This window comes from Comamonas sp. CMM03 (assembly GCF_019218715.1).
Taxonomy (GTDB): Bacteria; Pseudomonadota; Gammaproteobacteria; order Burkholderiales; family Burkholderiaceae_C; genus Comamonas; species Comamonas terrigena.
Window position 1 is genome coordinate 269,677 of the sequence record NZ_JAHUXB010000001.1, and the last position, 20,055, is coordinate 289,731.

The window sequence follows — 20,055 nt, forward strand, 5'->3', positions numbered from 1 at the left end:
GTGACGCACTCTGTGCACACAGCAGAGAATCGCCGCATTGTCACAAGGAAACAACATGAAAAAAACTCTCATCGCCTTCGGCGCTGCGCTCGCATGCCTGGGCGCGGCCCACGCACAAAGCAATGTCCAACTGACCGGCTTGGTCGACATGTATGTCGGCTCCATGAAGATGGCAGGTTCGGAACGCAAGAGCGTGGTCGATTCCGGCGGTATGTCCACCTCCTGGTGGGGCGTGCAGGGTACGGAAGACCTGGGCGGCGGCCTGAAGGCCGGCTTCATGCTGGGCGCTTTCTTCCAGGGCGATGACGGCTCCAAGGGCCGTTTCCCCGGCGATACCTACTTTGCCCGCGATGCGAACGTCACCCTGTCGGGCGGCTTCGGTCAGCTGCTGCTGGGTCGCACTTCGGCCCCCAACTTCCTGCCTTCCGTGTTTGCCAACCCGTTTGGCGACTCGTTCGAAGTCTCGCCGCTGATCCTGCACGAGAACGTGTCCTTCTACAACGGCGGCGTGAACTACAGCACCACCCCGTCGGACACCGGCTGGAGCAACCAGATCCGCTACACCACGCCCGACATCGGCGGCCTGACGATCAACGTGGCCTACCAGTTCGGTGAAGTGGCCACTGCCAACAGCAAGAAGAACGTGGGCGTGAATGCCACCTACCGCACCGGCGGCCTGATGCTGACCGGCTTCTACGAGCGCGCTCAGGTCAACAACCCCGGCGCAGGCCTGCTGGCTGACGGCACCAAGCAAAACTGGATGCTGGGCAGCTCCTACGACTTCGGCGTGGTCAAGCTCTACGGCACCTACGGCCAGTCCAAGACCAAGGACAACGACAACTACGAAGGCAAGACCGCTTCGCTGGGTCTGGACATCCCCGTCTCCAAGGCTGGCACCATCAAGGCCGCCGTGGCCCACACCAAGATGGACACCGGCGCCTGGGACGGCAAGCACACCACCACCACCGTGGGCTACGACCACAACCTGTCCAAGCGCACCGATGTGTACGGCGTGGTCATGAACGACCGCTTCACCGGTCTGAAGTCCGGCACCAGCCTGGCTGTGGGCATCCGCCACCGCTTCTAAGCAGTTGCAGACCTTGCGTCTGCCCTGCTGGACCTACCCGGCCTCGGCCGGGTTTTTTTATGTCTGCGCGCCGCAGGCACGCCCTCCAGGCCCCTGCGGAATGCCTGCCGCCAAGCCTGTGGCCATGGCGCAGTCTTCATATGAAATATTGAATAAGGATTGGAATTTTTATTGGTTGGAGATTGAAGCGACTCTGGAGATACTGCCGCCAGACGTTTGCAGCAGGCCGGCACCACCGGTTTCCTTCGTGACAGAAGCGAGGGCTGAACCAGCCCCCGACACCCGCACCGCCTGCACAGACAGACCGTTTTTCAAGACCCGCGCCGCAAGACGGCCAGAGAGATCCCAGGAGAAGCCACCATGTCCCGTTTGTTCACCACCCGCCGTTCCATCCTGGCCGCTGCCGTGCTGGCTGCAGCCTCGGTCGGCCTGTCGGCCCCGGCGCTGGCCCAGGACGCCAGCAAGAAGCAGCTGGTGATCGGCGGCACGGCCGGCTCCAACATCGACCAGCTGCAGTACGGCATCGTGCCCCTGCTGCAGAAGAAGGGTTACAAGGTCAAGCTGGTGGAGTTCAACGACTACGTGCAGCCCAACCTGGCCCTGGCCGATGGTTCGCTGGACGCCAACTTCTTCCAGCACGAGGTCTACTTCAACCAGTTCAAGGGTGACCGCAAGCTGGACCTGGTGGCACTGACCCAGGGCCCCATCGCCCCCATGGGCGTGTACAGCAAGCAGCGCAAGAGCCTGGCCGACCTGAAGGAAGGCGACCGCGTGGCCCTGCCCAACGACCCCAGCAACCTGGCGCGTGGCATTCTGCTGCTGCAGCAGGCCGGTCTGGTCAAGATCAAGGAAGGCGTGAACCCGCTGCGCGTGTCGGAGCTGGACCTGGCGTCCAACCCCAAGAAGATCAAGCTGGTGCCGCTGGACGCCGCCCACCTGCCGCGCGCCCTGGATGACACGCAGTTCGCCATCATCAACGGCAACTTCGCCATCTCTTCCGGCCTGAAGCTGACCGAAGCCGTGCTGTTGGAAAAAGTGCCCGACCACTACCTGAACATCGTGGCCGTGAAGACCAAGGACAAGGACGCCCAGTGGGCCAAGGACCTGGCCGAAGCCTACCGCTCGGCCGACTTCAAGGCCGTGGTCGACAGCAAGTTCGCCGGCTACGCCAAGCCAGGCTTCCTGCAGTAAGCCCTGCCGCAAGGCGCTTGCCCAAGTACACCAGGGACCGCGATGCGGTCCCTTTTTGCTTGCATGGTGCGTTCGTGCTGCCGCCGGTGCACTGCAACCGCACCGAGCGGGTCGCCGGGCCGGGACCGAAAGCCGTGCTCGCTGCTGTCAGCGCGCTACGGCGTACAGCTCGTCGCGCAGGATGTGCAGCGCGCGCAGTTCGATCTGCTGCAGTGCCCGCACCTGGGCGGTCGGCAGACCCCGCGTCAGCAGCGCAGCGCCCAGGTCGCTGAGCATGGCGGCCCCGGTCTGCGGGTTCCACAGGATGTTGTGCGCATACAGATCGCCATGCAGCACCCCGCTGTAGTGCAGGTGGCGCACGGCGCCGCTGATCTGCGCCAGGATGTGCTGGACCGCACAGGACGACAGCGACACGCCGGGCGCATAGACATCGCGCGTGCAGCTGCGCAGGCTGGGCGGGCCGGCCAGCGGCTGCATGCCCTCGGGCAGCAGCGGCAAGGCCATGGCCAGCTGGCCCTGCGGGAGGCCGCTGACGGCCGCCAGCGGGGTCAGCAACTGGGGATGGGGCGTCACCGCCATGCCCGCCGCCAGCTCGGACTGGGGCGTGCCGTCGCTGGTGTGGGCTGCCTTGAAGACCTTGAGCGCCAGCTCCGTTCCGCTGCGCGTGTTGCGGGCGCGGTAGATATGGCCGCTGGCGCCCTCGCCCAGCAGCGCACCCACCTCCAGATCCGCAAAGGGCAGGGCCTTGGCGGCGGCTGCGGCATGCAGCTGCTGCTCGCTGGCCTGGGTCAGCGGGTTGCCGGCCAGCGCCGGCCAGGCCAGCTGGGGCAGCTGCAGCAGCACCTCGGGCACGGCGGTGAAGCGGTTGCTTGCCATGCGCAGCAGCTCCAGCCGGTTGCAGCGCACCAGGCTGGCGGGCAGGGCGGTCAGCTGGTTGCAGGACAGCATCAGCTTCTGCAGGCGCGGGCGTTCGCCCAGCGCGTCGGGCACGCTGGTCAGGCAGTTGTCGGTCAGGATCAGCCAGCGCAGGCGCGCAGGCAGGCTGTGCGGCGGCACCTCGGCAATCCGGCAGGCACGGAAGCCCACCATCTCCAGCTCCGGCAGCTGGCCCAGCACGGGCGGCAGCTCGGTGAAGGGGTTGTGGGAGGCAAACAGCACGCGCAACCGTGCAAAGCGCGCGAATTCGGCGGGCAGGGAACTGAGCTGGTTGCCGGACAGGTCCAGCAGCTCCAGGGTATCGGCCAGGGCGAACAGGGCCGGCGGGATGGCCGTCAGACCCTGGTTGCAGAGTCTCACCTCGCGCGCTCCGGCCAGCGCGCCACTTTCTAATTGATCCAGGGTATGCATGCGGGCGCCAAGTGTAGGCGCCCGCCTGTCACCTTCCCGGCAAGATGGGTGGGCCCACGCAGATTTTTTTCTCGGTATGGGCCGGCCTTGATGTACCGCAGCCCGGGGCCGCGGCTGCGGCCCGGGTTCAGTGCGCGGCTTCGATGTGGGTGATCAGCAGCTGGCCCTGGGCGTCCTCCACATGAAAGCGCACCTGGTCGCCCGGCTTGAACTGCGCCAGCTGGGTACTGTCCTTCAGTCCGAACACCATGGTCATGGCCGGCATGCCCAGGTTGGTGATCTCGCCGTGGCGGATGGTGAGCTTGGCGCCGCGGGCGTCGACCCGGGTGATTTCACCGGGGGTCAGCACCGCAGCAGGGGCGGCCGCAGCCGCTGCCTGCGGGGTTGCAGGGCTATCTGCCGCCGCAGCGCTGTGGGCACCATGCTGGCTGTGGTCCATGGGCGCGGCGGCACCCTGGGCCTGGGCGCTGCCCCAGGCCAGGCCCAGGGCCAGCACGGTGGCGCCCAGGATGGGGGTGCGCAGGGACAGTGTGGAGGGGGAAAAAGCAAACATGGCAGGTCCTGGGTGCATCAACGGTAGCTGGAGAAGACGCGGGTGCCGACACCGCTGCCCATCAGATTCTGGGTGACCAGCAGCACATCGAACGGGTCCTTGCGGCCGCCGTATTCGGGGCCGTCCATACCGGGGCTGCCCACCGGCATGCCGGGGACGGTGATGCCCAGCGCCTTGGGCTTGTCCTTGAGCAGCTTGAACACATCGGCCGCAGGCACATGGCCTTCGACCAGGTAGCCACCCACCAGGGCCGTGTGGCAGGAGCCCAGGTTCTGCGGCAGGCCCAGCTTGGCGCGCACGGCGCTGTTGCCGCTGTCGTGCACGGTCACGGCAAAGCCGGCTTTTTCCATCAGCACGATCCAGTCCTTGCAGCAGCCGCAGTTCGGGTCTTTCCAGACTTCCATCGGCGTCTTGGCGGGTGCGGCGGCCAGTGCGGGCAGGGTGCCCAGACCGGCCAGGCCGGCCAGACCGCTGGCGGCCAGCAGGCCCAGGGCGTGGCGGCGGCTCGTGCGTGTGTTGGTGGTATGCATGGTGTGTCCTTTGTTGAGGGGTTATTCGGTGACCGTGAAACGGCCTTGCATGCCGGCCTGGTAGTGGCCGGCAATCAGGCAGGCAAAGTCGAAGCTGCCTGCACGGTTGAAGTTCCAGACCAGCTCTTCGGTCTGGCCCGGGGCCACATGGGCCATATAGGGCTCGGCGTGTTCCATGCCGGGGTACTTCAGCATCATCTGGGCATGCGCGTCCAGCGAGTCCCGGGTGCCCAGCACGGCTTCGTGCATCACCTGGCCCTGGTTGACCACGCGCAGGCGCACGGTTTCGCCCCGCTTCACCTGGAAGTGGTCGGGGCTGAAGCGCATGTCATCGGTCATGGTCAGGGTGATGGTGCGCCGGGCATGCTGGCCATCGCCGGCCAGGCCCCAGTCTTTTTGCACCGGGCTGGGGGCGGGGCGGCTGGCATCGGGCGCCGCATGGGCGTCCGTGCCGTGGGCCCAGGCCGGGAAGGCGCCGGCGGCCGCGCTGGCGGCCAGCACCAGGGCCGCCATGCAGGGAAATGTCTTCATGGGAGTCTTCCTTTCAATGCGCATGTCCTGCCGCCGGGGGCAGGGATTCGGGTTTGTGCACGCTGGCAGCGCCCGGGGCCGTGCCTGGTGCGGTCTGGCGCGGGGCCTGGGCATCCAGTGGTGCGCCCTGCCATTCATAGGCCACCGTGCCCTTGGGGTGGCGGTACCAACCCGGGTCGCGGTAGTCGTTGGCCCCCAGCTGGCTGCGCACCTTGAAGGTGGTGAACATGCCGCCCATCTCGATGTTCCCGAACGGTCCCTGGCCCGTCATCATCGGGAAGGTGTTGTCGGGCAGCGGCATCTGCATGGACCCCATGTCGCCCATGCCGCGCTCGCCCATCAGCATGTAGTCGGGCACGATCTTCTGGATCTTGCCCACCAGACCCTGGTGGTCGACGCCGATCATGGTGGGCACGCTATGCCCCATCGCGCCCATGGTGTGGTGGCTCTTGTGGCAGTGCAGCGACCAGTCACCCGGCGCATCGGCCATCAGCTCCAGCTGGCGCATCTGGCCCACGGCCACATCGGTGGTCACCTCCGGCCAGCGCGCCGTCAGCGGCACAGGGCCGCCATCGGTGCCTGTCACCTCGAACTCGTGGCCGTGCAGGTGGATGGGGTGGTTGGTCATGGTCAGATTGCCCACGCGGATGCGCACCCGGTCCCCCTGTTTGGCCACCAGCGGGCTGATCGCCGGGAAGGCACGGCTGTTGAAGGTCCAGATATTGAAATCCGTCATTTCGTTGACCCGGGGCGTGGCGGCGCCGGGCTCCACCGCGTAGGCGGCCAGCAAAAAGGCGTAGTCGCGCTGCACCTCGGCAATCAGCGGATGCCGGGCCTTGGGGTGGGTGATCCACAGGCCCATCATGCCCATGGCCATCTGCACCATTTCATCCGCATGCGGGTGGTACATGAAGGTGCCGGGGCGGCGCGCCTCGAACTCGTAGACAAACGTCTTGCCGGGTGGAATGGCCGGCTGGTTCAGGCCGGCCACACCGTCCATGCCGTTGGGCAGGCGCTGGCCGTGCCAGTGGACGGTGGTGTGCTCGGGCAGGCGGTTGGTGACGAAGATGCGCACCCGGTCGCCTTCCACCACCTCGATGGTCGGCCCCGGCGACTGGCCGTTGTAGCCCCACATGTTGACGAAAAAGCCAGGCGCTACCTCGCGCACCACGGGCTCCGCCACCAGGTGGAATTCCTTGACCCCGGCGTTCATGCGCCAGGGACAGGTCCAGCCGTTGAGCGTGACCACTGGGTGGTAGGGGCGGCCGTTGGGGGGCGTGAGCGGCGCAGCGGTGTCGGCGCTGGCCTGGATCACGGGCTCGGGCAGCGCGGCCATGGCCACGCGGCTGACGGAAGCGGCGGCCACGGCCGTGGCGGCGCCGGTGAAAAAGGATCGGCGTTGCATATCAGTGGCCTGCCTCGGTGGTGGCAGCAGGCGCTGCGCTGGGGGTGACGGGGGAAGGCGGCGTTCCGGGCGAGGTGCCCGTCAGCGCCAGCTGCAGGTCCACGTCGGCCAGCCAGAAGTCGCGCTGGGCCTCGGTGGCGGTGGCCACCGCCTGGGCGGTGCTGCGGGCCTGGGCCAGCAGCTGCCAGACGCTGATGAACATGCCGTTGTAGCGGTACACCGCTTCGTCCTGCAGAAAGCGCGCCAGCGGCACGGCTTCGGTCTGCTGCTGCTGGGCCAGGTCATAGGCCGTGCGGTAACGTAGCCAGTGGCTGCGGGCCTCACTGCGGGCGCGCAGCGCGGTCTCGCGCAGCTGGGCGGCATTGCGCTGCAGGGCGGAGCGGGCGCCTGCGCTGGCCGCGCCGCCCCAGTCGAACAGCGGCAGCGGCAGCTCCAGCTCCCAGCCGCGCGTGATGTCGTCATGGCCGCTGGCGCGTTCGGTGCTGGTGTTGCGGCTGTAGCTGGCGCCGACATCACCGAACACCGCCCCTACGCGGGCAAAGCCGTTGCGTTCGGCCGTGGTGTCCAGCTCGCGGCGCAGGGCACGCAGGTCCAGGCGCTCGCGCAGGGCCGTGGCTTCGGCATCGTCGCCGGCGCGCAGTGCGGCGGCGGCGGGTAGCGGCGGCAGGGTGGCCGGCAGCACAAAGTCCGCTTGCGCGCCCCACAGGCCCATCAGCCGGGCCAGCTGCTCGCGCTCCAGCGCGGCATTCAGGCGGGAACGGGCCAGGTTGGCGGCGGCCTCCTGCTGTACGCGCAGTTCCTGGGCCTGCTCCAGCTTGCTGAAGTTGCCCACGCGCGCCATGCGCCGGGCCAGCTCGCCACCGGCGGCAGCGGCTTCGTGCAGGGTCTGCGCCGTCTGCAATTGCTGCTGCGCGGCCACGGCGCGCAGCCAGGCGCGGCGCGTGTCGGCGGCATGCAGCAGCACCTGCTGGGCGGTGGTCAGCGTGGCCTGCTCCAGCTGCCAGCCCTGCCAGCGGGCACGCCAGGGCAGGGTGATCAGGCTGACCAGACCAAAGCTGAGCTGGCGCTCGATCTCGCGTTCCTGGGCGTTGACAAAGCGCCCCAGCGTGAGTGTGGGGTTGGGCAGGGTCAGCGCCTGTACGCGCTGGGCATCCTGTACACCCAGCGCGGCCACCTGGGCTTCCAGGGCCGGGCTGTTGAGCAGGGCGATGCGCACGGCAGTGTCGGCATCCACCGGTTGCTGCAGCCAGGCCGCCACCTGCGCGCGGGCGGCAGCGCGGGCCTGGGGGGCGGGGTCGGCCAACTGGCTGCCGGCGGGCAGGCTGCCTTCCGTATGGGCCGTGACGGCGCTGCGCTGGCCGTCCGGCGCCACGCTGGCGCAGCCGGCCAGCACCAGGGCCGCGACCACGGGGGTGAGGCGAAGCAGGCGTGGGCTCATGGCTGGCCTCCGTGGTGGTGGCCCTGATGCTCGCCTGCCGCAGGTGCTGCCGTGGGCGCAGCCGGGGCGGGCGGGTGGTGGGCGGACGCTGCGGGTGGGGTGCCCGCCTGGGCTTTTTCCCGCTGCAGCACATCGGCATGGCCGCGCGGGAACTGGGCGACGGCGGCATTGGCCGCCTGCCAGGGCATGCTGGCCTGCTCCACGCCGCCGCTGGCGGGCAGGGGCAGGTGCTGCAGCGGCCGGCTGGGGGCTGTGGGCTGCAGCCAGTCCGGCAGGCGGGACGGCGGGGCCGCCTCTGCGCCTGGGGCTGCGGCCGTATGGTCGGCAGGGGCGGGAGGGGCCGTCTGGGCCCAGGCGCCGGAGGGCAAGGTGGTCAGTGCGGCAGCCGCCACACACCACGGGGTGAAAGAGTGCGCAAAGCGCATGCAAAGTCTCCTGCAACGTGACAAACACGGCGTCCTGCCGGGCGGTGTGCACCAGGCCACCGCGCGGCTGCAGACGCACTTCGGGCGTCAGGTCTCAGAAGATGGGGGGTTTGGATGCCTGCAGCGGCTGGGCGCTGGCAAAGCGCGCAGCGCCGCCCACGGGTTGGGCGTGGGGCGGGATGTCGTTCGCGGCCAGGGGCAGCGACATGGGAGAAACGGCGGAGTGGCAGACCACACAGGCGGCGCAGGGCGCGCCGTGGCTGTGCTCGCAGCCGGAAGCGGACTGCGCCCCCGGGGCCGCACACCGGTCCGCCGCGGTCAGTGCGGCATGCAGATCCGTACCGTCAGAGGGGGCGGAATGGTGCGGCGCCACCGCATCGCGGTCGGCATGCTCCGTGTGGTGCCCCTGCGGCCCATGCGCGGTGCCATGGGAATCCGCCTGCACGGCGCTGGCAAGGGAAGAAGAGGGGGAGGGGCTGCCGTGGTCCATGCCCGGCATGCTGTGGTGCACAGCCGCCGTGCTGGCACCCATGGCCGGCAAGGTGCCCATGGCCATGGCATCGCCCGCCAGACCCCGCAGGGCCAGCAGAACCACCAGGAAAAAGGACAGCATGCGGCGCATGCAGGGAATGATACCGCCCACGTCGGGAAGTTCCACGGTCGGGGTGATCGGGGCGGTGGGCAGGGGCCGCACGGCCAAAATGGGGCGTGGCGCCCGGTGCGGCATGCCGGGTCCGGCCAAGGGGGGCGGACCGTCGGCTTACTTGGTCAGGATCAGCTTGCCCAGCTTGGTGGCCTGCAGGCGGTAGGTAGAGCCGTTGTGCACAATGGTGACGGCCTTCTGGCCTTGCAGCAGTTCGGCGCTGTCCAGCTGCATATGGGCCGGGGACGCGGCCACGGGCAGGATGGAGGTGGAGGAAGAGGTGGTGCGCAGAGCAGGCTGGGTGTGCATGGTGGGATCCCGAAACGGTTGAGTTGTGCGAATGATAATAATTCTTATTTGATAACGCAACCACCCTGCTGACAATCGGGCTTTATCGCGGCGTATTCCATCGCCGCCGCCTTTGACACCCTGGCCAGAACCCCCTTCATGCGACCGTTGCGGCTCACACCACCTGGTAGCGCCCCGGGCGGTGGTTCATGGTCAGTGCCAGGTTCAGCGTGATGGCGGCCACGATGGACCAGCCCACGCGCGATGGCTCCACCGTCACGCAGGCGGCCAGCAGGATCAGGCAGTCCAGCGCCATCTGCACCTTGCCGGCACGCCAGCCGTAGCGGTCCTGCAGGTAGAGCGCGGCAATGCCGATGCCGCCCAGGCTGCCCCGGTGGCGGAACAGCACCAGCATGCCCACGCCCAGCAGCAGGCCGCCCGCAATGGCCGCGTACAGCGGGTGCAGCGGGCCCAGCTGCATCACATGGGGCTGCAGATCGGTCAGCAGCGACAGCAGCAGCACGGCGGCAAAGGTCTTGACGGTGAAGGCCCGGCCCATCTTCTTCCAGGCCAGCCAGTAGAAGGGCAGGTTCAGCGCAAAGAACAGCTGGCCTATGGGCAGGTCGGTGGCGTAGTGCAGCACAAAGGCCAGGCCCACCATGCCGCCGGTCAGCAGCTTGGCACCCGAGCACAGGGCAATGCCCACGGAAATCAGCGTGCAGCCGGTGAACAGGGCGGCAGCGTCTTCCACCAGCGTATGGGGCACGGCCGGGGTGGGTGGAGCGGGAATGGTCGGTGTCACGGAGGCCGTGGCAGGGCGGGGCGCGGTCATGGCAGAGGCAGTGTGAAACGGCAAGCGCAGCCAACCCGGCCGGGGCGATCCGACCCTGCACCGCACCGCCGGAGGGCCCCGGCGGCGTGCAACACACAAAGCCCCCGGACTGCAGCAGCAGGGCGGGGGCCAGAGAGAGCGGGCGGACAGCGACCCAAAAAGCGACGGCACAGCCACCGCCTGGGTCGGATTGATTGCTACTTTATTGATAGCGATTGGCAAAAGTTTAGCTGGCGTGCCGCGCAGTTTTCATGCAAAACACAGCCGGGGCGCCGCGGCCGTGGCGTGGGGGCGACAGCGTGGGCCGCCGCCTGCCAACCCGGCTTCCAGCCCCTCAACCGCGCCAGCGGCGCAGCCGCAGACCGTTGGCCACCACCAGCAGGCTCACGCCCATGTCGGCCACCACGGCCATCCACATGGTGGCCATGCCGGCCACGGCCAGGGCGAAGAATGCGGCCTTGATTCCCAGGGCCAGGCCGATGTTCTGCCACAGCACGGTATGCGACTTGCGCGACAGGCGGATGGTCTCCGGAATGCGGCGCAGGTCATCGTTCATCAGCACCACGTCGGCCGTCTCCATGGCCATGCCGGTGCTGTGGCGCCCGCCCATGGCAAAGCCCAGGTCCGACTGGGCCAGCGCCGGCGCGTCGTTGATGCCGTCGCCGGTCATGCCGGTGGGGCCCACATCACGCTGCAGCACGGCCATGGCGTCCAGCTTGTCCTGGGGCAGCAGGCTGCCGCGCGCATCGGCAATGCCGACCTGGGCGGCAATGGTCTGCACCGTGGCCTGGTTGTCGCCGCTCAGCACCACGGGCGTCACGCCCAGGGCCTGCAGCTGGGCCACGGCTTCGGCCGCCTGGGGCCGCAGCGGATCGGCCACGGCAAACAGGGCGCGCACGGCCTGGTCGTCGGCCAGCAGGGTCACGGTGCGGCCCTGGGCCTCTTGCGCCTCCAGCACAGCTTCCAGTGCCGGGGTGGACAGGGACTGCTCGCGCGCCCAGCGCAGATTGGCCAGGGTCCAGCGCTGGCCGTCGATCCGGGCCTGCACGCCGCGGCCGGGCAGGGCCTGCAGTTCCTGCACCGCACCGGCGCCCGTGCCGGCAGGCAGGCCGGCGGCAATCGCCCGCGAGACCGGGTGGTCCGAGCCGCTGGCCAGCTGCCAGGCGGTGCGGGCCAGATCGCCGGGCTGCGATGCGGCGGCATCTGCCGCCTGCCAGTGCACCAGGGCCGGGCTGCCGCTGGTCAGCGTGCCGGTCTTGTCCAGCGCAATGGCGCGCAGCAGGCGGGCGGTTTCCAGCGAACGGCCGCCTTTCATCAGAATGCCGCGCTGCGCCGCCGCGGTCAGCGCGCTGACCACGGTGACGGGCGTGGACAGCACCAGCGCGCAGGGGCAGGCAATCACCAGCAGGGCCAGGGCCTGGTAGAGGGCGTCGTGCCCGGTCCAGCCCAGCAGCCAGGGCGCCAGCACGGCCAGCAGCGCGGCCAGCACCAGCACGATGGGGGTGTAGACCTGGGCAAAGCGGTCGACAAAGCGCTGCGTGGGCGCGCGCGTGGCCTGGGCCTGCTCCACGGCGTGGACGATGCGCGCCAGCAGGCTGTCGGTGGCGGGTGCCGTCACCTCCATGGTCAGCTGCCCGTGCTGGTTCACGCTGCCGGCAAACAGGGCGTCGCCCGGGGCCTTGTCGGCCAGCGCGCTCTCGCCGGTGATGGGGGCCTGGTTGACGCTGCTCTCACCCTGCACCACGGTGCCGTCCAGCGGCACGCGGGCGCCGGGGGCAATGCGCAGGCGCGCACCCAGGGCCACCCGGGCCACGGGGGTAGCGGCCACGCTGCCGTCGGGCTGCAGCACATCGGCGGTTTCCGGGGCCAGCTGCAGCAGGTTGCGGATGGCCTGGCGGGCGCGGTCCATGGCCTGGTCTTCAATGCGTTCGGCGGCGGCGTACAAGGCCATCACCATGGCCGCTTCGGGCCACTGGCCGATCAGAAAGGCGCCGGTCACGGCCACGGCCATCAGCGCGTGTATGCCCAGCTTGAAGCGGGCCAGGTCCTTCAGTCCGGCCTTGTACACGCCCAGGCCCGACAGGCCGATGGCCACCACGGCCAGGGCCATGCCGCCATAGCTCAGCCAGGGGTGCAGCGATGCGCCCCAGTGCGCGGCCTCGGCCAGCACGGCCAGCACCAGCGCGGCGGCAATGCGCGGCCAGCCCGGCAGCACGCCGTGGTCGTGGCCGGCATGGGTATCGGCAGCGGCGTCCGTGCGGTCCTCGCCGTGGCGGTGGTCGTGGCCTGCATGCTCGCCGTGGTCATGGTCATGGTCATGGTCATGGTCATGCCGGGCGGGGCGCGCTGCGCCCTGCGGGGGGATGGAGGGAGAGGGCTGGGGGGCGCAGCTGCCGCCTCCGCAGCCGCAGCTGTGGACATAGGCCTCTTCGTGGCGCGGGTGGTTCTTGCTCATGCGATGATTGGAAACCTGAAACCCACTTCAAGGTCAAGCATGTCCCAGTATCGTATTGGTGAAGCTGCGCGGCTGTCCGGCGTCTCGGCCGCCAACATCCGCTATTACGAGCGCGAAGGCCTGGTGCGCCCCAGCGGCCGTGCCGAAAACGACTACCGCTTCTTCACCGATGCCGACCTGCACCGGCTGCGCTTCATCCGCATGTGCCGCGCGCTGGACATGTCGCTGGACGAGGTACGCACCCTGCTGGCGCTGGACCTGAACAGCAAGGAAGACTGCGCGGCGGCGAATGCCACGGTCAACGGCCACCTGCAGCATGTGCGCGAGCGCCTGCACGAGCTGCAGATCCTGGAGCAGGAGCTGCTGGCGCTGCGCGGGCGCTGCGACGGCAGCGACGCCCACTGCCACATCATCGAAGCGCTGCACGCCCAGGCCGATGCGCCGCTGGAAGAGGCCCGTCCCCCGGCGGCCGGCGCCAGCAAGCGCCACGTCTGACCGACCGCGCCAGGGGCGCCGGCACCGCAGTGGCGCGCGCGGGTATGGGCGGCACTGCCACGCGGTCGTCATGTTGCAGTGCAAAATTGACCATGGATGCGTGGCGGCGCGCTGCCTGCTGTGGCGGCCGGCGCCCGCGTCCGCCCATGTTTTCAACCCATGACAGGAGGGGCGCTGCCCATGTCCATGCCGCAATCGCCCGTGCAGTGGCGCCAGGTGAAGGCCTGGGTCTTCGATCTGGATGGCACGCTGCTCGACAGCCGGCCCGACATTCTGGCCGCCGCCAGCGACACGCTGGTGGACTACGGCCATGCCCCGCTGCCGGCAGGCTACCAGCTGCCCAATCTGTTCGGCACCGCCGGAGAGCTGGTGCGCGACGTGTTCGTGGAACGCGGCTACCCGGCACCCACCGACTTGGTGCGGCTGCGCGCCGAGTTCGAAGCCCATTACGCCGCCCAGAACCCCAGCCAGGCCCGCCTGTACGACGGGGTGCCGCAGTGGCTGGACTGGGCGCGCCAGCAGGGCGTGGCACTGGGCATCTGCACCAACAAGCTCGAGCGCCTGGCGCGCGACGGCATGCAGCAGCTGGACATTGCCGAAGGCTTTGGCGCCATCACCGGCTCGGACACCTATGGCGTGGGCAAGCCCTCGCCCGAACCGCTGCTGCGCACTCTGGCGCAACTGGGCGTGGCCCCGCAGGAGACGCTGTTCTTTGGCGACACCCATGCCGATGCGGCCTGCGCCCAGGCGGCCGGTGTGCGCTTTGCCTGGCACAGCGTGGGCTATGGCGATGCCCGGGTGCAGGCTCTGCCCCAGGTGCTGCGCTATGCCGGCTACGGCGAGCTGCTGCACCAGGTGGGGGCACAGCAGCCGGCGCTGTCCCTGTAAGGCACAGGCCCCAAAGTCCAACGCCCTGCAGGGCAGGGCGTTGCGGCAAGGCCCCGGCAACAGGGCCGCAGCGGGGGAGCGATTTACAGATCGCGGCGGCGGTCGCCCGAAAAACCCAGCGAAGCCGAGATATCGTGCGCTGCCTGCTGCAGCTTGGGCAGCCAGCCTTCGTCCAGGCGGTCGGCAGGGGCGGAAATCGACAGGCCGGCCACCAGCTTGCCCTGGTCGTCGTAGATGCCGGCGGCCATGCAGCGCACGCCCAGCTCCAGTTCCTCGTTGTCGCGGGCAATGCCGTACTGGCGGGCCTTGGACAATTCCTGCTCCAGCGCATGCAGCTGGGTGATGCTGTTGTGGGTGTTGCCGGCCAGGCCGGTGCGCATGGCGTAGGCGCGCACGCGCTGGGGGTCGTCGGCCGCCAGGAACAGCTTGCCGTTGGAAGTCAGGTGCAGCGGCGCATGGCCGCCGATGGCACGCACCACCTGCATGCCCGAGCGTTCGCTGTAGGCGCGCTCCACATACACAATCTCGTCGCCCTGGCGCACGCTCAGGTTCACCGGCTGGTGGATCTGCTTGTGCAGGGCGCGCATCGGGCCCAGCGCCGCTTCGCGCACGCTCAGGCGGCCCTTGACCAGATTGCCCAGTTCCAGAAAGCGCATGCCCAGGCGGTAGCTGCCCGACTCGGGGCGGTCCACAAAGCGGCCGATGGCCAGGTCGTTGAGGATGCGGTGGGTGGTGGAGGGGTGCAGTCCGGTCTTTTCGCTGATTTCCTTCAGGGAAACGGCTTCTTCGCGCGAGGCCAGGACATCGATCAGGATGAACATGCGCTCCAGCACCTGGACGCTGGGCTTGGCAAGGGAATCGTGATCGGTTTTGTTGGTCATGGGCTCTTGTTATGCTGCGTTGGGCGGATTCTATGCCGCGTTTGCGGCACCGCACAAAAGTTGTGCCGGTGCGTGGCACTCAATCCGCGGTGTGGGGTCGCTCGGGCGACGTCTCGACCCGCTCCCACAGCTGGTCGTGCAGCACCTCGTGGGGCAGAAAGAGTGCTTTGTAGCGCATCTTGGCGCTTTGTGCGATCCAGTAGCCCAGATACAGATACGGCAGGCCCATGCTGCGCGCCTGCGCAATCTGCCACAGCACGTTGTAGGTGCCATAGCTGGCGGTGGGATCGGGTTCGTAGAAGGTGTAGACGGCCGAGATGCCGTCATCGAGCGCATCCAGAATGGACACCATGCGCAGCACGCCGGGCGCATCGCCCACGGCGGGCTCCCGGAACTCCACCAGGCGGGAATTGACCCGGCTTTGCAGCAGGAACTGGGTGTACTGGTCCACGCTGTCGTGGTCCATGCCGCCGCCGCTGTGGCGGGCGTGCTGGTAGCGCTGGTAGAGGTCGTAGTGCTCGGCCGAATAGCTCAGCCGCTGGATGCTGGCCTCCAGCTGGGCATGCTGCTTCCAGGCCCGCTTCTGGCTGCGGTTGGGCTGGAATTCATTGGTCAGCACCCGCAGCGGCACGCAGGCGCGGCAGCCGCGGCAGTAGGGCCGGTAGGTGAACATGCCGCTGCGCCGGAAACCCTGGGCCACCAGCTCCGAATAGATGCCGGTCTGGATCAGGTGGCTGGGCGTGGCCACCTGCGAACGGGCTTCTTTGCCCTCGATATAGCTGCACGGGTACGGGGCCGTGGCATAGAACTGCAAGGTGTGCAGCGGAAGATCGTTCGGATGCGTCATGCGGAATCAACAGAGGACGACAAGATGGCATCCCAGTATACGGAATGAAACCGCCAATCCATATCCGGCAGCTTGCGCTGCCGCCCGACCTCGATCAGGAACAGGCTGCGGGGGATCTCATGCGCCCCCAGCGACGCCAGGTGGCGCGTGGCCTGCTGGCAATCGATCTGCGTGGCGCCCTGGTGGCGGCACAGGCCCACCAGCGCCGCCAGCGCGATCTTGGAGGCGTCGCTGGCATGGGCGAACATGGATTCGCCAAACACCGCGCGGCCCAGTGCCACGCAGTACAGGCCGCCCACCAGTTGGCCGTCGATCCAGGTTTCCACGCTGTGGGCCTTGCCCTGGCGGTGCAGCGCGGTGTAGGCCGCCACGATGCGGTCCACGATCCAGGTGCCGTCCTGGCCGGGACGCACCGTCTGGGCGCAGTGGCGCATGACCTGCTCGAACGCGGTGTCGATGCGCACCTCGCAGCCCGGCGTTTTGCGGAATTTCTTCAGCGTCTTGCGCAGCGAAGGGTGCAGGCGGAAATTTGCCACCTGCAGCACCATGCGCGGGTTGGGGGACCACCAGAGCACGGGCTGGCCCTCGCTGAACCAGGGGAAGATCCCCTGCGCATAGGCGGTCTGCAGGTTGTCGGCATCCAGCCGACCGCCGGCGGCCAGCAGGCCGGGCAGAGGGTCATCCAGGCCCCAGGCGCTTTGCACGGGGGGGAAGACATCGTTTTCCGAAAGCCAGGGCAGCTGGTGGGTCATGGCTCAATCAATTTCGCTGATTCAAATCGTCACACAGAACACGTGCTCAGGTTTGTACGCTGTGTGCAGTAGTGGGGTAAGGGCTGTTCCTACAAATGCAGGTGCGGTCAAGGGACAAGACAGTCGGTCGGCGAACCGTATGCTGGACCTTATCGCTTCTGGCAGTTGTCGGTATGCTTGTGTTCGGAAATTGTGAAGGAGTCCAGCGTATGTTCTTCCGCAAAATTTTCAGTGGCAGCTTGACGGAGCCGCGCTATATCCGTCGTACCCGCGCCTACCTGGAAGAGGCGCGCATGGCCATGCTGGAGCACTCCATTGCGGCAGAGCACTACCAGTCTTCAGCCGACATGTATGCCGAGCGTGCCCGCCGGCTGGAAGCCGAACTCGAACACTGGGAAGCGCAACGGGACGCAGAGCGCGATGCGGCCCGCAGCAAGCGCAATGGTGAAGAGGGTGTGGCGGCAACCAAGCAGATGGGAGCGCCCAAGCTGGAAGCGGCGCCGGTGGTGGCCCCTGCACAGCCAGCAGCGGTGGGCATTGTGCGGGCGGCGTAGGCTGCAGGCGCTGCGGCGGCATAGGGTGCCGTGTGGGGCCGTGCGCATGCGCCAAAGAAAAAAGGCTTGCATTGCTGCAAGCCTTTTCATGTGGCTCCCCGACCTGGGCTCGAACCAGGGACCTGCGGATTAACAGTCCGTCGCTCTACCGACTGAGCTATCAGGGAACATTTCGGTAGGACCGCGTGCGATTGCGCAGCCCGAAGTTTGTGGCTCCTCAACCTGGGCTCGAACCAGGGACCTACGGATTAACAGTCCGGCGCTCTACCAACTGAGCTATTGAGGAAAAAGGTGTATGGTTGCGTGCGATTGCGCAGCCAGAAAAAGTGGCTCCCCGACCTGGGCTCGAACCAGGGACCTGCGGATTAACAGTCCGTCGCTCTACCGACTGAGCTATCAGGGAACATTTCGGTATGGCTGCGTGCGATTGCGCAACCAGATCAATTCGGTGGCTCCTCAACCTGGGCTCGAACCAGGGACCTACGGATTAACAGTCCGGCGCTCTACCAACTGAGCTATTGAGGAACAAGACCTAGATTATATACATAGAAAAAATACGCTCCGGACAAAGCGCTACAAAAAATCAAAAGACCGCCTGGGGCGACCCTCTCAGGGCTCGGGGCGGCACCACAGCCAGGCCAGCACGCAGGCCATGCAGCCGCAGGCCAGCCAGCGCACCCACAGCGGGGTGGGCGCCAGCCACAGCACGGCGGCGCACAGGGTCATCATGATGCTGGCGCTGTATTTGGCCCGGCGGCTGACCTTGCCACCCTGGCTCCAGTTGACCAACATGGGCCCGAACAGGCGGTGCTGCCACAGCCAGCGGTGCAGGCGCGGGGAGCTGCGCGCTGCTGCCCAGCCGGCGATCAGAATGAACACCGTGGTGGGCAGACCGGGGATGAAGACCCCGGCAATGCCCAGGGCCAGGCTGGTGACGGCCAGCGCACGCAGAAGAAAGCGGACCAGCCAGTGGGCCAAAGGCTGGTGGGGCGGCGGCGTGGCAGGCGGTGAGACGGAATCGGGCACGAAAACAGCAGTCAACAGGGATGCTGGCATTGTGCATGGGTTGCGCGGCCTGGCGCTATGCTTTGCCCCATTCCCGCTGCGGTTCCGCGCTGCAGGCGCACGCGGCGGGCCCCACTGAAAGAATTTGCCATGGCGATTTGCACCATCCTCAAGATGGGAGATGCGCGGCTGCTGGAGCAGGCGCAACCCGTACAGACTTTTGACACCCCGCAGCTGCATGCGCTGATCGCCGATCTGCGCGACACCATGCGCGCCGCCAACGGCGCCGGCATTGCGGCGCCGCAGATCGGCGTGGGGCTGCAGGTGGTGATCTTCGGCTCGGACCAGCGCAATCCGCGCTACCCCGACCGCCCGCTGGTGCCGCCTACCGTGCTGGTCAACCCCTCCATCACGCCGCTGGGCGATGCCGAAGAGGGCGACTGGGAAGGCTGCCTGTCCGTGCCGGGCATGCGCGGCTGGGTGCCGCGCTGGCAGCGCATCCGCTACACCGGCTGGGATCCGCTGGGCCAGGTGATCGACCGCACGGTCGACGGTTTCCACGCCCGGGTGGTGCAGCACGAATGCGACCACCTGTGGGGCAAGCTCTATCCCATGCGGGTGCGCGACTTCACCCGCTTCGGGTTCACCGAAGTGCTGTTTCCGGACATCAGCGCGGCCGAGGACGATTGAGGCCGGGGCCCCAGCAGCCGCACCGGAGCGCTGGGCACTTGCCGCGGCAGCCCGGTGTTTGGGCCCTATGGCTCAATCTCAATAACTCTGTAACTCTATAAGCAAGCAGACCGGGAGCTGCAGCCTGGGCCGCTCAGGGCGTGCCCGGCAGCTGCACCAGGTGCTGCAGCCCTTCGCTGTAGCGCGCGGCGTACAGGCCCAGCTGCACCATGGCGAAGTGGTTCACGCGCAGGCTGACTTCGGTGTGGGTCAGTGCGCCGCTGATCCGCGCATCGCTGGTTTGCAGATGCACCAGCAGGGGCTGGCGCAGCGCAAAGCCCTGGGCCGTCAGCACCTGGGCGACCAGTGGTGCCTGGGCCGTGGGGCTGCGGCGCAGCACGATGGCGGTTTCGTCGTTGTCCAGGCGCACGAACACCCCGGGCGGGTAATGGCCGGCGCACTGCACCAGCGCCTGACCGGCTTCGTCGAACACGCCCGAAGGCCCTTGGGTCACCGCCAGGGTCGAATCCACCACCGAACGCCCGGGGCGCGACTTGCGTGGGCTGATCATGGCCGCATAGCGGTCGGTGGTGGCCAGAATCCGGGCCAGCCGTTCGGCCACGGGCTGCTGCAGCAGGGGCAGCTGTGTGGGCGGCACCGCGTGGTGCAGGGCGACGATGTCCAGCCACAGCGCATCGTTCACGCCCTGCTCCTCCAGCAGGCGGCGGCTGGCCTGCGGGTGCTGGTCGATCGCCTGCTGCTGGGCCGGGCTGGGGCGGTCGCGCTGCAGGGACAGCTGGTCCTGCAAGGTGGTCATGCCGATGTTCATGGTCAGCGCGGCGCGCACCAGGCTGTGGCGTTCGTGCGGCGGCAGCTGCAAGGAGGTGGCCAGAATCTGGCACAGCGTGGCGCAGACCAGGGCGTGCGAGGCGCTGTAGCCCACGGTGGAGGTGCCCGCCAGCTGGAACATCAGGTACAGCGCCGCATCGGTGTCGTGGGCCACCAGGTCGCGCATCCAGGTTTCCAGCTGCTGGATCTTGGCCGGCAGCGCAGGCACCAGGGCGGGCGAGGTCAGTACCAGGTGCAGACTGGCTTCCAGATCGGACCACAGACCCAGCAGGTCTTCGTAATGGTCGTCATCCGTGGCAAGGGCTGCGGGCAGGAGGGCGGAAGTGGGCATGGTGCGGCTCGGCGGGGCGCGGGGCCCGCGCCATCCATATATTGTCGCGCGGCAGGGGG

At 68.1% G+C, this 20,055-nt stretch carries 22 protein-coding genes and 4 tRNA genes; 6 read left to right on the forward strand and 20 right to left on the reverse strand.

Features of this window, described 5'->3' with window-relative positions:
• Positions 1-55: 55 nt before the first annotated feature.
• Both KW830_RS01170 and KW830_RS01175 read left to right on the forward strand, forming a co-directional pair.
• Positions 56-1,087 (forward strand): porin, encoded by a 1,032-nt coding sequence (locus KW830_RS01170; protein ID WP_192333642.1) that lies wholly within the window; start codon positions 56-58, stop codon positions 1,085-1,087.
• A gap of 360 nt (positions 1,088-1,447) precedes the next feature.
• Positions 1,448-2,278, forward strand: coding sequence for a MetQ/NlpA family ABC transporter substrate-binding protein (locus KW830_RS01175; protein WP_192333644.1), 831 nt, complete (start codon positions 1,448-1,450; stop codon positions 2,276-2,278).
• Positions 2,279-2,425: 147 nt separating this feature from the next.
• On the opposite strand, the gene KW830_RS01180 is transcribed toward KW830_RS01175, so the two are convergent.
• The 11 genes from KW830_RS01180 to KW830_RS01230 form a co-directional block, all read right to left on the reverse strand.
• Entirely contained in the window at positions 2,426-3,574 is a 1,149-nt protein-coding gene (locus tag KW830_RS01180; protein ID WP_370626069.1) for a leucine-rich repeat-containing protein kinase family protein, read from the reverse strand.
• Positions 3,575-3,752: 178 nt separating this feature from the next.
• On the reverse strand, positions 3,753-4,178 hold the full coding sequence (locus tag KW830_RS01185) for a copper-binding protein (RefSeq protein ID WP_255578025.1): 426 nt from the start codon (positions 4,176-4,178) through the stop codon (positions 3,753-3,755).
• 17 nt (positions 4,179-4,195) lie between these two features.
• A complete protein-coding gene (locus KW830_RS01190) occupies positions 4,196-4,708 on the reverse strand; it encodes a DUF411 domain-containing protein (RefSeq protein ID WP_218331681.1) in 513 nt (170 codons plus the stop codon).
• 21 nt (positions 4,709-4,729) lie between these two features.
• A complete protein-coding gene (locus KW830_RS01195; protein ID WP_218331683.1) occupies positions 4,730-5,239 on the reverse strand; it encodes a plastocyanin/azurin family copper-binding protein in 510 nt (169 codons plus the stop codon).
• 13 nt (positions 5,240-5,252) lie between these two features.
• Entirely contained in the window at positions 5,253-6,644 is a 1,392-nt protein-coding gene (locus KW830_RS01200) for a multicopper oxidase family protein (RefSeq protein ID WP_218331685.1), read from the reverse strand.
• Between the two features lies 1 nt (position 6,645).
• Positions 6,646-8,082: a TolC family protein gene (locus KW830_RS01205; protein WP_218331686.1), complete on the reverse strand. Its 1,437-nt coding sequence runs from the start codon at positions 8,080-8,082 to the stop codon at positions 6,646-6,648.
• Positions 8,079-8,507: a hypothetical protein gene (locus KW830_RS01210; protein ID WP_218331687.1), complete on the reverse strand. Its 429-nt coding sequence runs from the start codon at positions 8,505-8,507 to the stop codon at positions 8,079-8,081. The genes KW830_RS01205 and KW830_RS01210 overlap by 4 nt, the downstream gene beginning before the upstream one ends.
• Positions 8,508-8,601: 94 nt before the next feature.
• Entirely contained in the window at positions 8,602-9,165 is a 564-nt protein-coding gene (locus KW830_RS01215) for a hypothetical protein (RefSeq protein WP_218331688.1), read from the reverse strand.
• Between the two features lie 102 nt (positions 9,166-9,267).
• On the reverse strand, positions 9,268-9,459 hold the full coding sequence (gene hemP / locus KW830_RS01220) for a hemin uptake protein HemP (protein ID WP_192333659.1): 192 nt from the start codon (positions 9,457-9,459) through the stop codon (positions 9,268-9,270).
• A 154-nt stretch (positions 9,460-9,613) separates the two neighbouring features.
• Positions 9,614-10,270 (reverse strand): YitT family protein, encoded by a 657-nt coding sequence (locus KW830_RS01225; protein WP_066533442.1) that lies wholly within the window; start codon positions 10,268-10,270, stop codon positions 9,614-9,616.
• Positions 10,271-10,604: 334 nt separating this feature from the next.
• Entirely contained in the window at positions 10,605-12,725 is a 2,121-nt protein-coding gene (locus KW830_RS01230; RefSeq protein WP_218331689.1) for a cation-translocating P-type ATPase, read from the reverse strand.
• Between the two features lie 39 nt (positions 12,726-12,764).
• Here KW830_RS01230 and KW830_RS01235 point away from each other — a divergent pair, with 39 nt between their 5' ends.
• Both KW830_RS01235 and KW830_RS01240 read left to right on the forward strand, forming a co-directional pair.
• Positions 12,765-13,220 carry a Cd(II)/Pb(II)-responsive transcriptional regulator gene (locus KW830_RS01235; protein WP_098066181.1) on the forward strand — a complete coding sequence of 152 codons (456 nt, stop codon included), beginning with the start codon at positions 12,765-12,767 and terminating at the stop codon, positions 13,218-13,220.
• Positions 13,221-13,400: 180 nt separating this feature from the next.
• On the forward strand, positions 13,401-14,108 hold the full coding sequence (locus tag KW830_RS01240; RefSeq protein ID WP_218331690.1) for an HAD family hydrolase: 708 nt from the start codon (positions 13,401-13,403) through the stop codon (positions 14,106-14,108).
• A gap of 83 nt (positions 14,109-14,191) precedes the next feature.
• Here KW830_RS01240 and KW830_RS01245 read toward each other — a convergent pair whose 3' ends face one another.
• The 3 genes from KW830_RS01245 to aat form a co-directional block, all read right to left on the reverse strand.
• Positions 14,192-14,989 carry an IclR family transcriptional regulator gene (locus KW830_RS01245; RefSeq protein WP_066533436.1) on the reverse strand — a complete coding sequence of 266 codons (798 nt, stop codon included), beginning with the start codon at positions 14,987-14,989 and terminating at the stop codon, positions 14,192-14,194.
• Positions 14,990-15,068: 79 nt separating this feature from the next.
• On the reverse strand, positions 15,069-15,836 hold the full coding sequence (locus tag KW830_RS01250) for an arginyltransferase (protein ID WP_192333663.1): 768 nt from the start codon (positions 15,834-15,836) through the stop codon (positions 15,069-15,071).
• Positions 15,833-16,588, reverse strand: a complete 756-nt coding sequence (gene aat, locus KW830_RS01255; RefSeq protein WP_066533433.1) for a leucyl/phenylalanyl-tRNA--protein transferase — start codon at positions 16,586-16,588, stop codon at positions 15,833-15,835. Before aat ends, KW830_RS01250 begins: the two co-directional genes overlap by 4 nt.
• Before the next feature lie 209 nt (positions 16,589-16,797).
• On the opposite strand from aat, the gene KW830_RS01260 reads away from it, so the two are divergent.
• Positions 16,798-17,142, forward strand: a complete 345-nt coding sequence (locus tag KW830_RS01260; RefSeq protein ID WP_066533432.1) for a hypothetical protein — start codon at positions 16,798-16,800, stop codon at positions 17,140-17,142.
• Between the two features lie 91 nt (positions 17,143-17,233).
• On the opposite strand, the gene KW830_RS01265 is transcribed toward KW830_RS01260, so the two are convergent.
• From KW830_RS01265 to KW830_RS01285, 5 genes are all read right to left on the reverse strand, one after another.
• Positions 17,234-17,309: transfer RNA gene (locus tag KW830_RS01265), tRNA-Asn, on the reverse strand.
• Between the two features lie 43 nt (positions 17,310-17,352).
• Positions 17,353-17,428, reverse strand: a tRNA-Asn gene (locus KW830_RS01270).
• A gap of 41 nt (positions 17,429-17,469) precedes the next feature.
• Positions 17,470-17,545 (reverse strand) — tRNA-Asn (locus tag KW830_RS01275).
• 46 nt (positions 17,546-17,591) lie between these two features.
• Positions 17,592-17,667, reverse strand: a tRNA-Asn gene (locus KW830_RS01280).
• Between the two features lie 84 nt (positions 17,668-17,751).
• Positions 17,752-18,168: a YbaN family protein gene (locus KW830_RS01285; protein WP_370626070.1), complete on the reverse strand. Its 417-nt coding sequence runs from the start codon at positions 18,166-18,168 to the stop codon at positions 17,752-17,754.
• A 129-nt stretch (positions 18,169-18,297) separates the two neighbouring features.
• On the opposite strand from KW830_RS01285, the gene def reads away from it, so the two are divergent.
• Positions 18,298-18,837 carry a peptide deformylase gene (gene def, locus KW830_RS01290; protein ID WP_066533427.1) on the forward strand — a complete coding sequence of 180 codons (540 nt, stop codon included), beginning with the start codon at positions 18,298-18,300 and terminating at the stop codon, positions 18,835-18,837.
• A gap of 133 nt (positions 18,838-18,970) precedes the next feature.
• On the opposite strand, the gene KW830_RS01295 is transcribed toward def, so the two are convergent.
• Positions 18,971-19,996, reverse strand: coding sequence for an HD-GYP domain-containing protein (locus tag KW830_RS01295; protein WP_066533425.1), 1,026 nt, complete (start codon positions 19,994-19,996; stop codon positions 18,971-18,973).
• Between the last annotated feature and the right edge of the window lie 59 nt (positions 19,997-20,055).

Coding starts and splice junctions, on each gene's coding strand:
- KW830_RS01170 (WP_192333642.1), top strand. CDS start 56: ATGAAAAAAACTCTCATCGCCTTCGGCGCTGCGCTCGCATGCCTGGGC.
- KW830_RS01175 (WP_192333644.1), top strand. CDS start 1,448: ATGTCCCGTTTGTTCACCACCCGCCGTTCCATCCTGGCCGCTGCCGTG.
- KW830_RS01185 (WP_255578025.1), bottom strand. CDS start 4,178: ATGTTTGCTTTTTCCCCCTCCACACTGTCCCTGCGCACCCCCATCCTG.
- KW830_RS01190 (WP_218331681.1), bottom strand. CDS start 4,708: ATGCATACCACCAACACACGCACGAGCCGCCGCCACGCCCTGGGCCTG.
- KW830_RS01195 (WP_218331683.1), bottom strand. CDS start 5,239: ATGAAGACATTTCCCTGCATGGCGGCCCTGGTGCTGGCCGCCAGCGCG.
- KW830_RS01200 (WP_218331685.1), bottom strand. CDS start 6,644: ATGCAACGCCGATCCTTTTTCACCGGCGCCGCCACGGCCGTGGCCGCC.
- KW830_RS01205 (WP_218331686.1), bottom strand. CDS start 8,082: ATGAGCCCACGCCTGCTTCGCCTCACCCCCGTGGTCGCGGCCCTGGTG.
- KW830_RS01210 (WP_218331687.1), bottom strand. CDS start 8,507: ATGCGCTTTGCGCACTCTTTCACCCCGTGGTGTGTGGCGGCTGCCGCA.
- hemP (WP_192333659.1), bottom strand. CDS start 9,459: ATGCACACCCAGCCTGCTCTGCGCACCACCTCTTCCTCCACCTCCATC.
- KW830_RS01225 (WP_066533442.1), bottom strand. CDS start 10,270: ATGACCGCGCCCCGCCCTGCCACGGCCTCCGTGACACCGACCATTCCC.
- KW830_RS01230 (WP_218331689.1), bottom strand. CDS start 12,725: ATGAGCAAGAACCACCCGCGCCACGAAGAGGCCTATGTCCACAGCTGC.
- KW830_RS01235 (WP_098066181.1), top strand. CDS start 12,765: ATGTCCCAGTATCGTATTGGTGAAGCTGCGCGGCTGTCCGGCGTCTCG.
- KW830_RS01240 (WP_218331690.1), top strand. CDS start 13,401: ATGTCCATGCCGCAATCGCCCGTGCAGTGGCGCCAGGTGAAGGCCTGG.
- KW830_RS01245 (WP_066533436.1), bottom strand. CDS start 14,989: ATGACCAACAAAACCGATCACGATTCCCTTGCCAAGCCCAGCGTCCAG.
- KW830_RS01250 (WP_192333663.1), bottom strand. CDS start 15,836: ATGACGCATCCGAACGATCTTCCGCTGCACACCTTGCAGTTCTATGCC.
- aat (WP_066533433.1), bottom strand. CDS start 16,588: ATGACCCACCAGCTGCCCTGGCTTTCGGAAAACGATGTCTTCCCCCCC.
- KW830_RS01260 (WP_066533432.1), top strand. CDS start 16,798: ATGTTCTTCCGCAAAATTTTCAGTGGCAGCTTGACGGAGCCGCGCTAT.
- def (WP_066533427.1), top strand. CDS start 18,298: ATGGCGATTTGCACCATCCTCAAGATGGGAGATGCGCGGCTGCTGGAG.
- KW830_RS01295 (WP_066533425.1), bottom strand. CDS start 19,996: ATGCCCACTTCCGCCCTCCTGCCCGCAGCCCTTGCCACGGATGACGAC.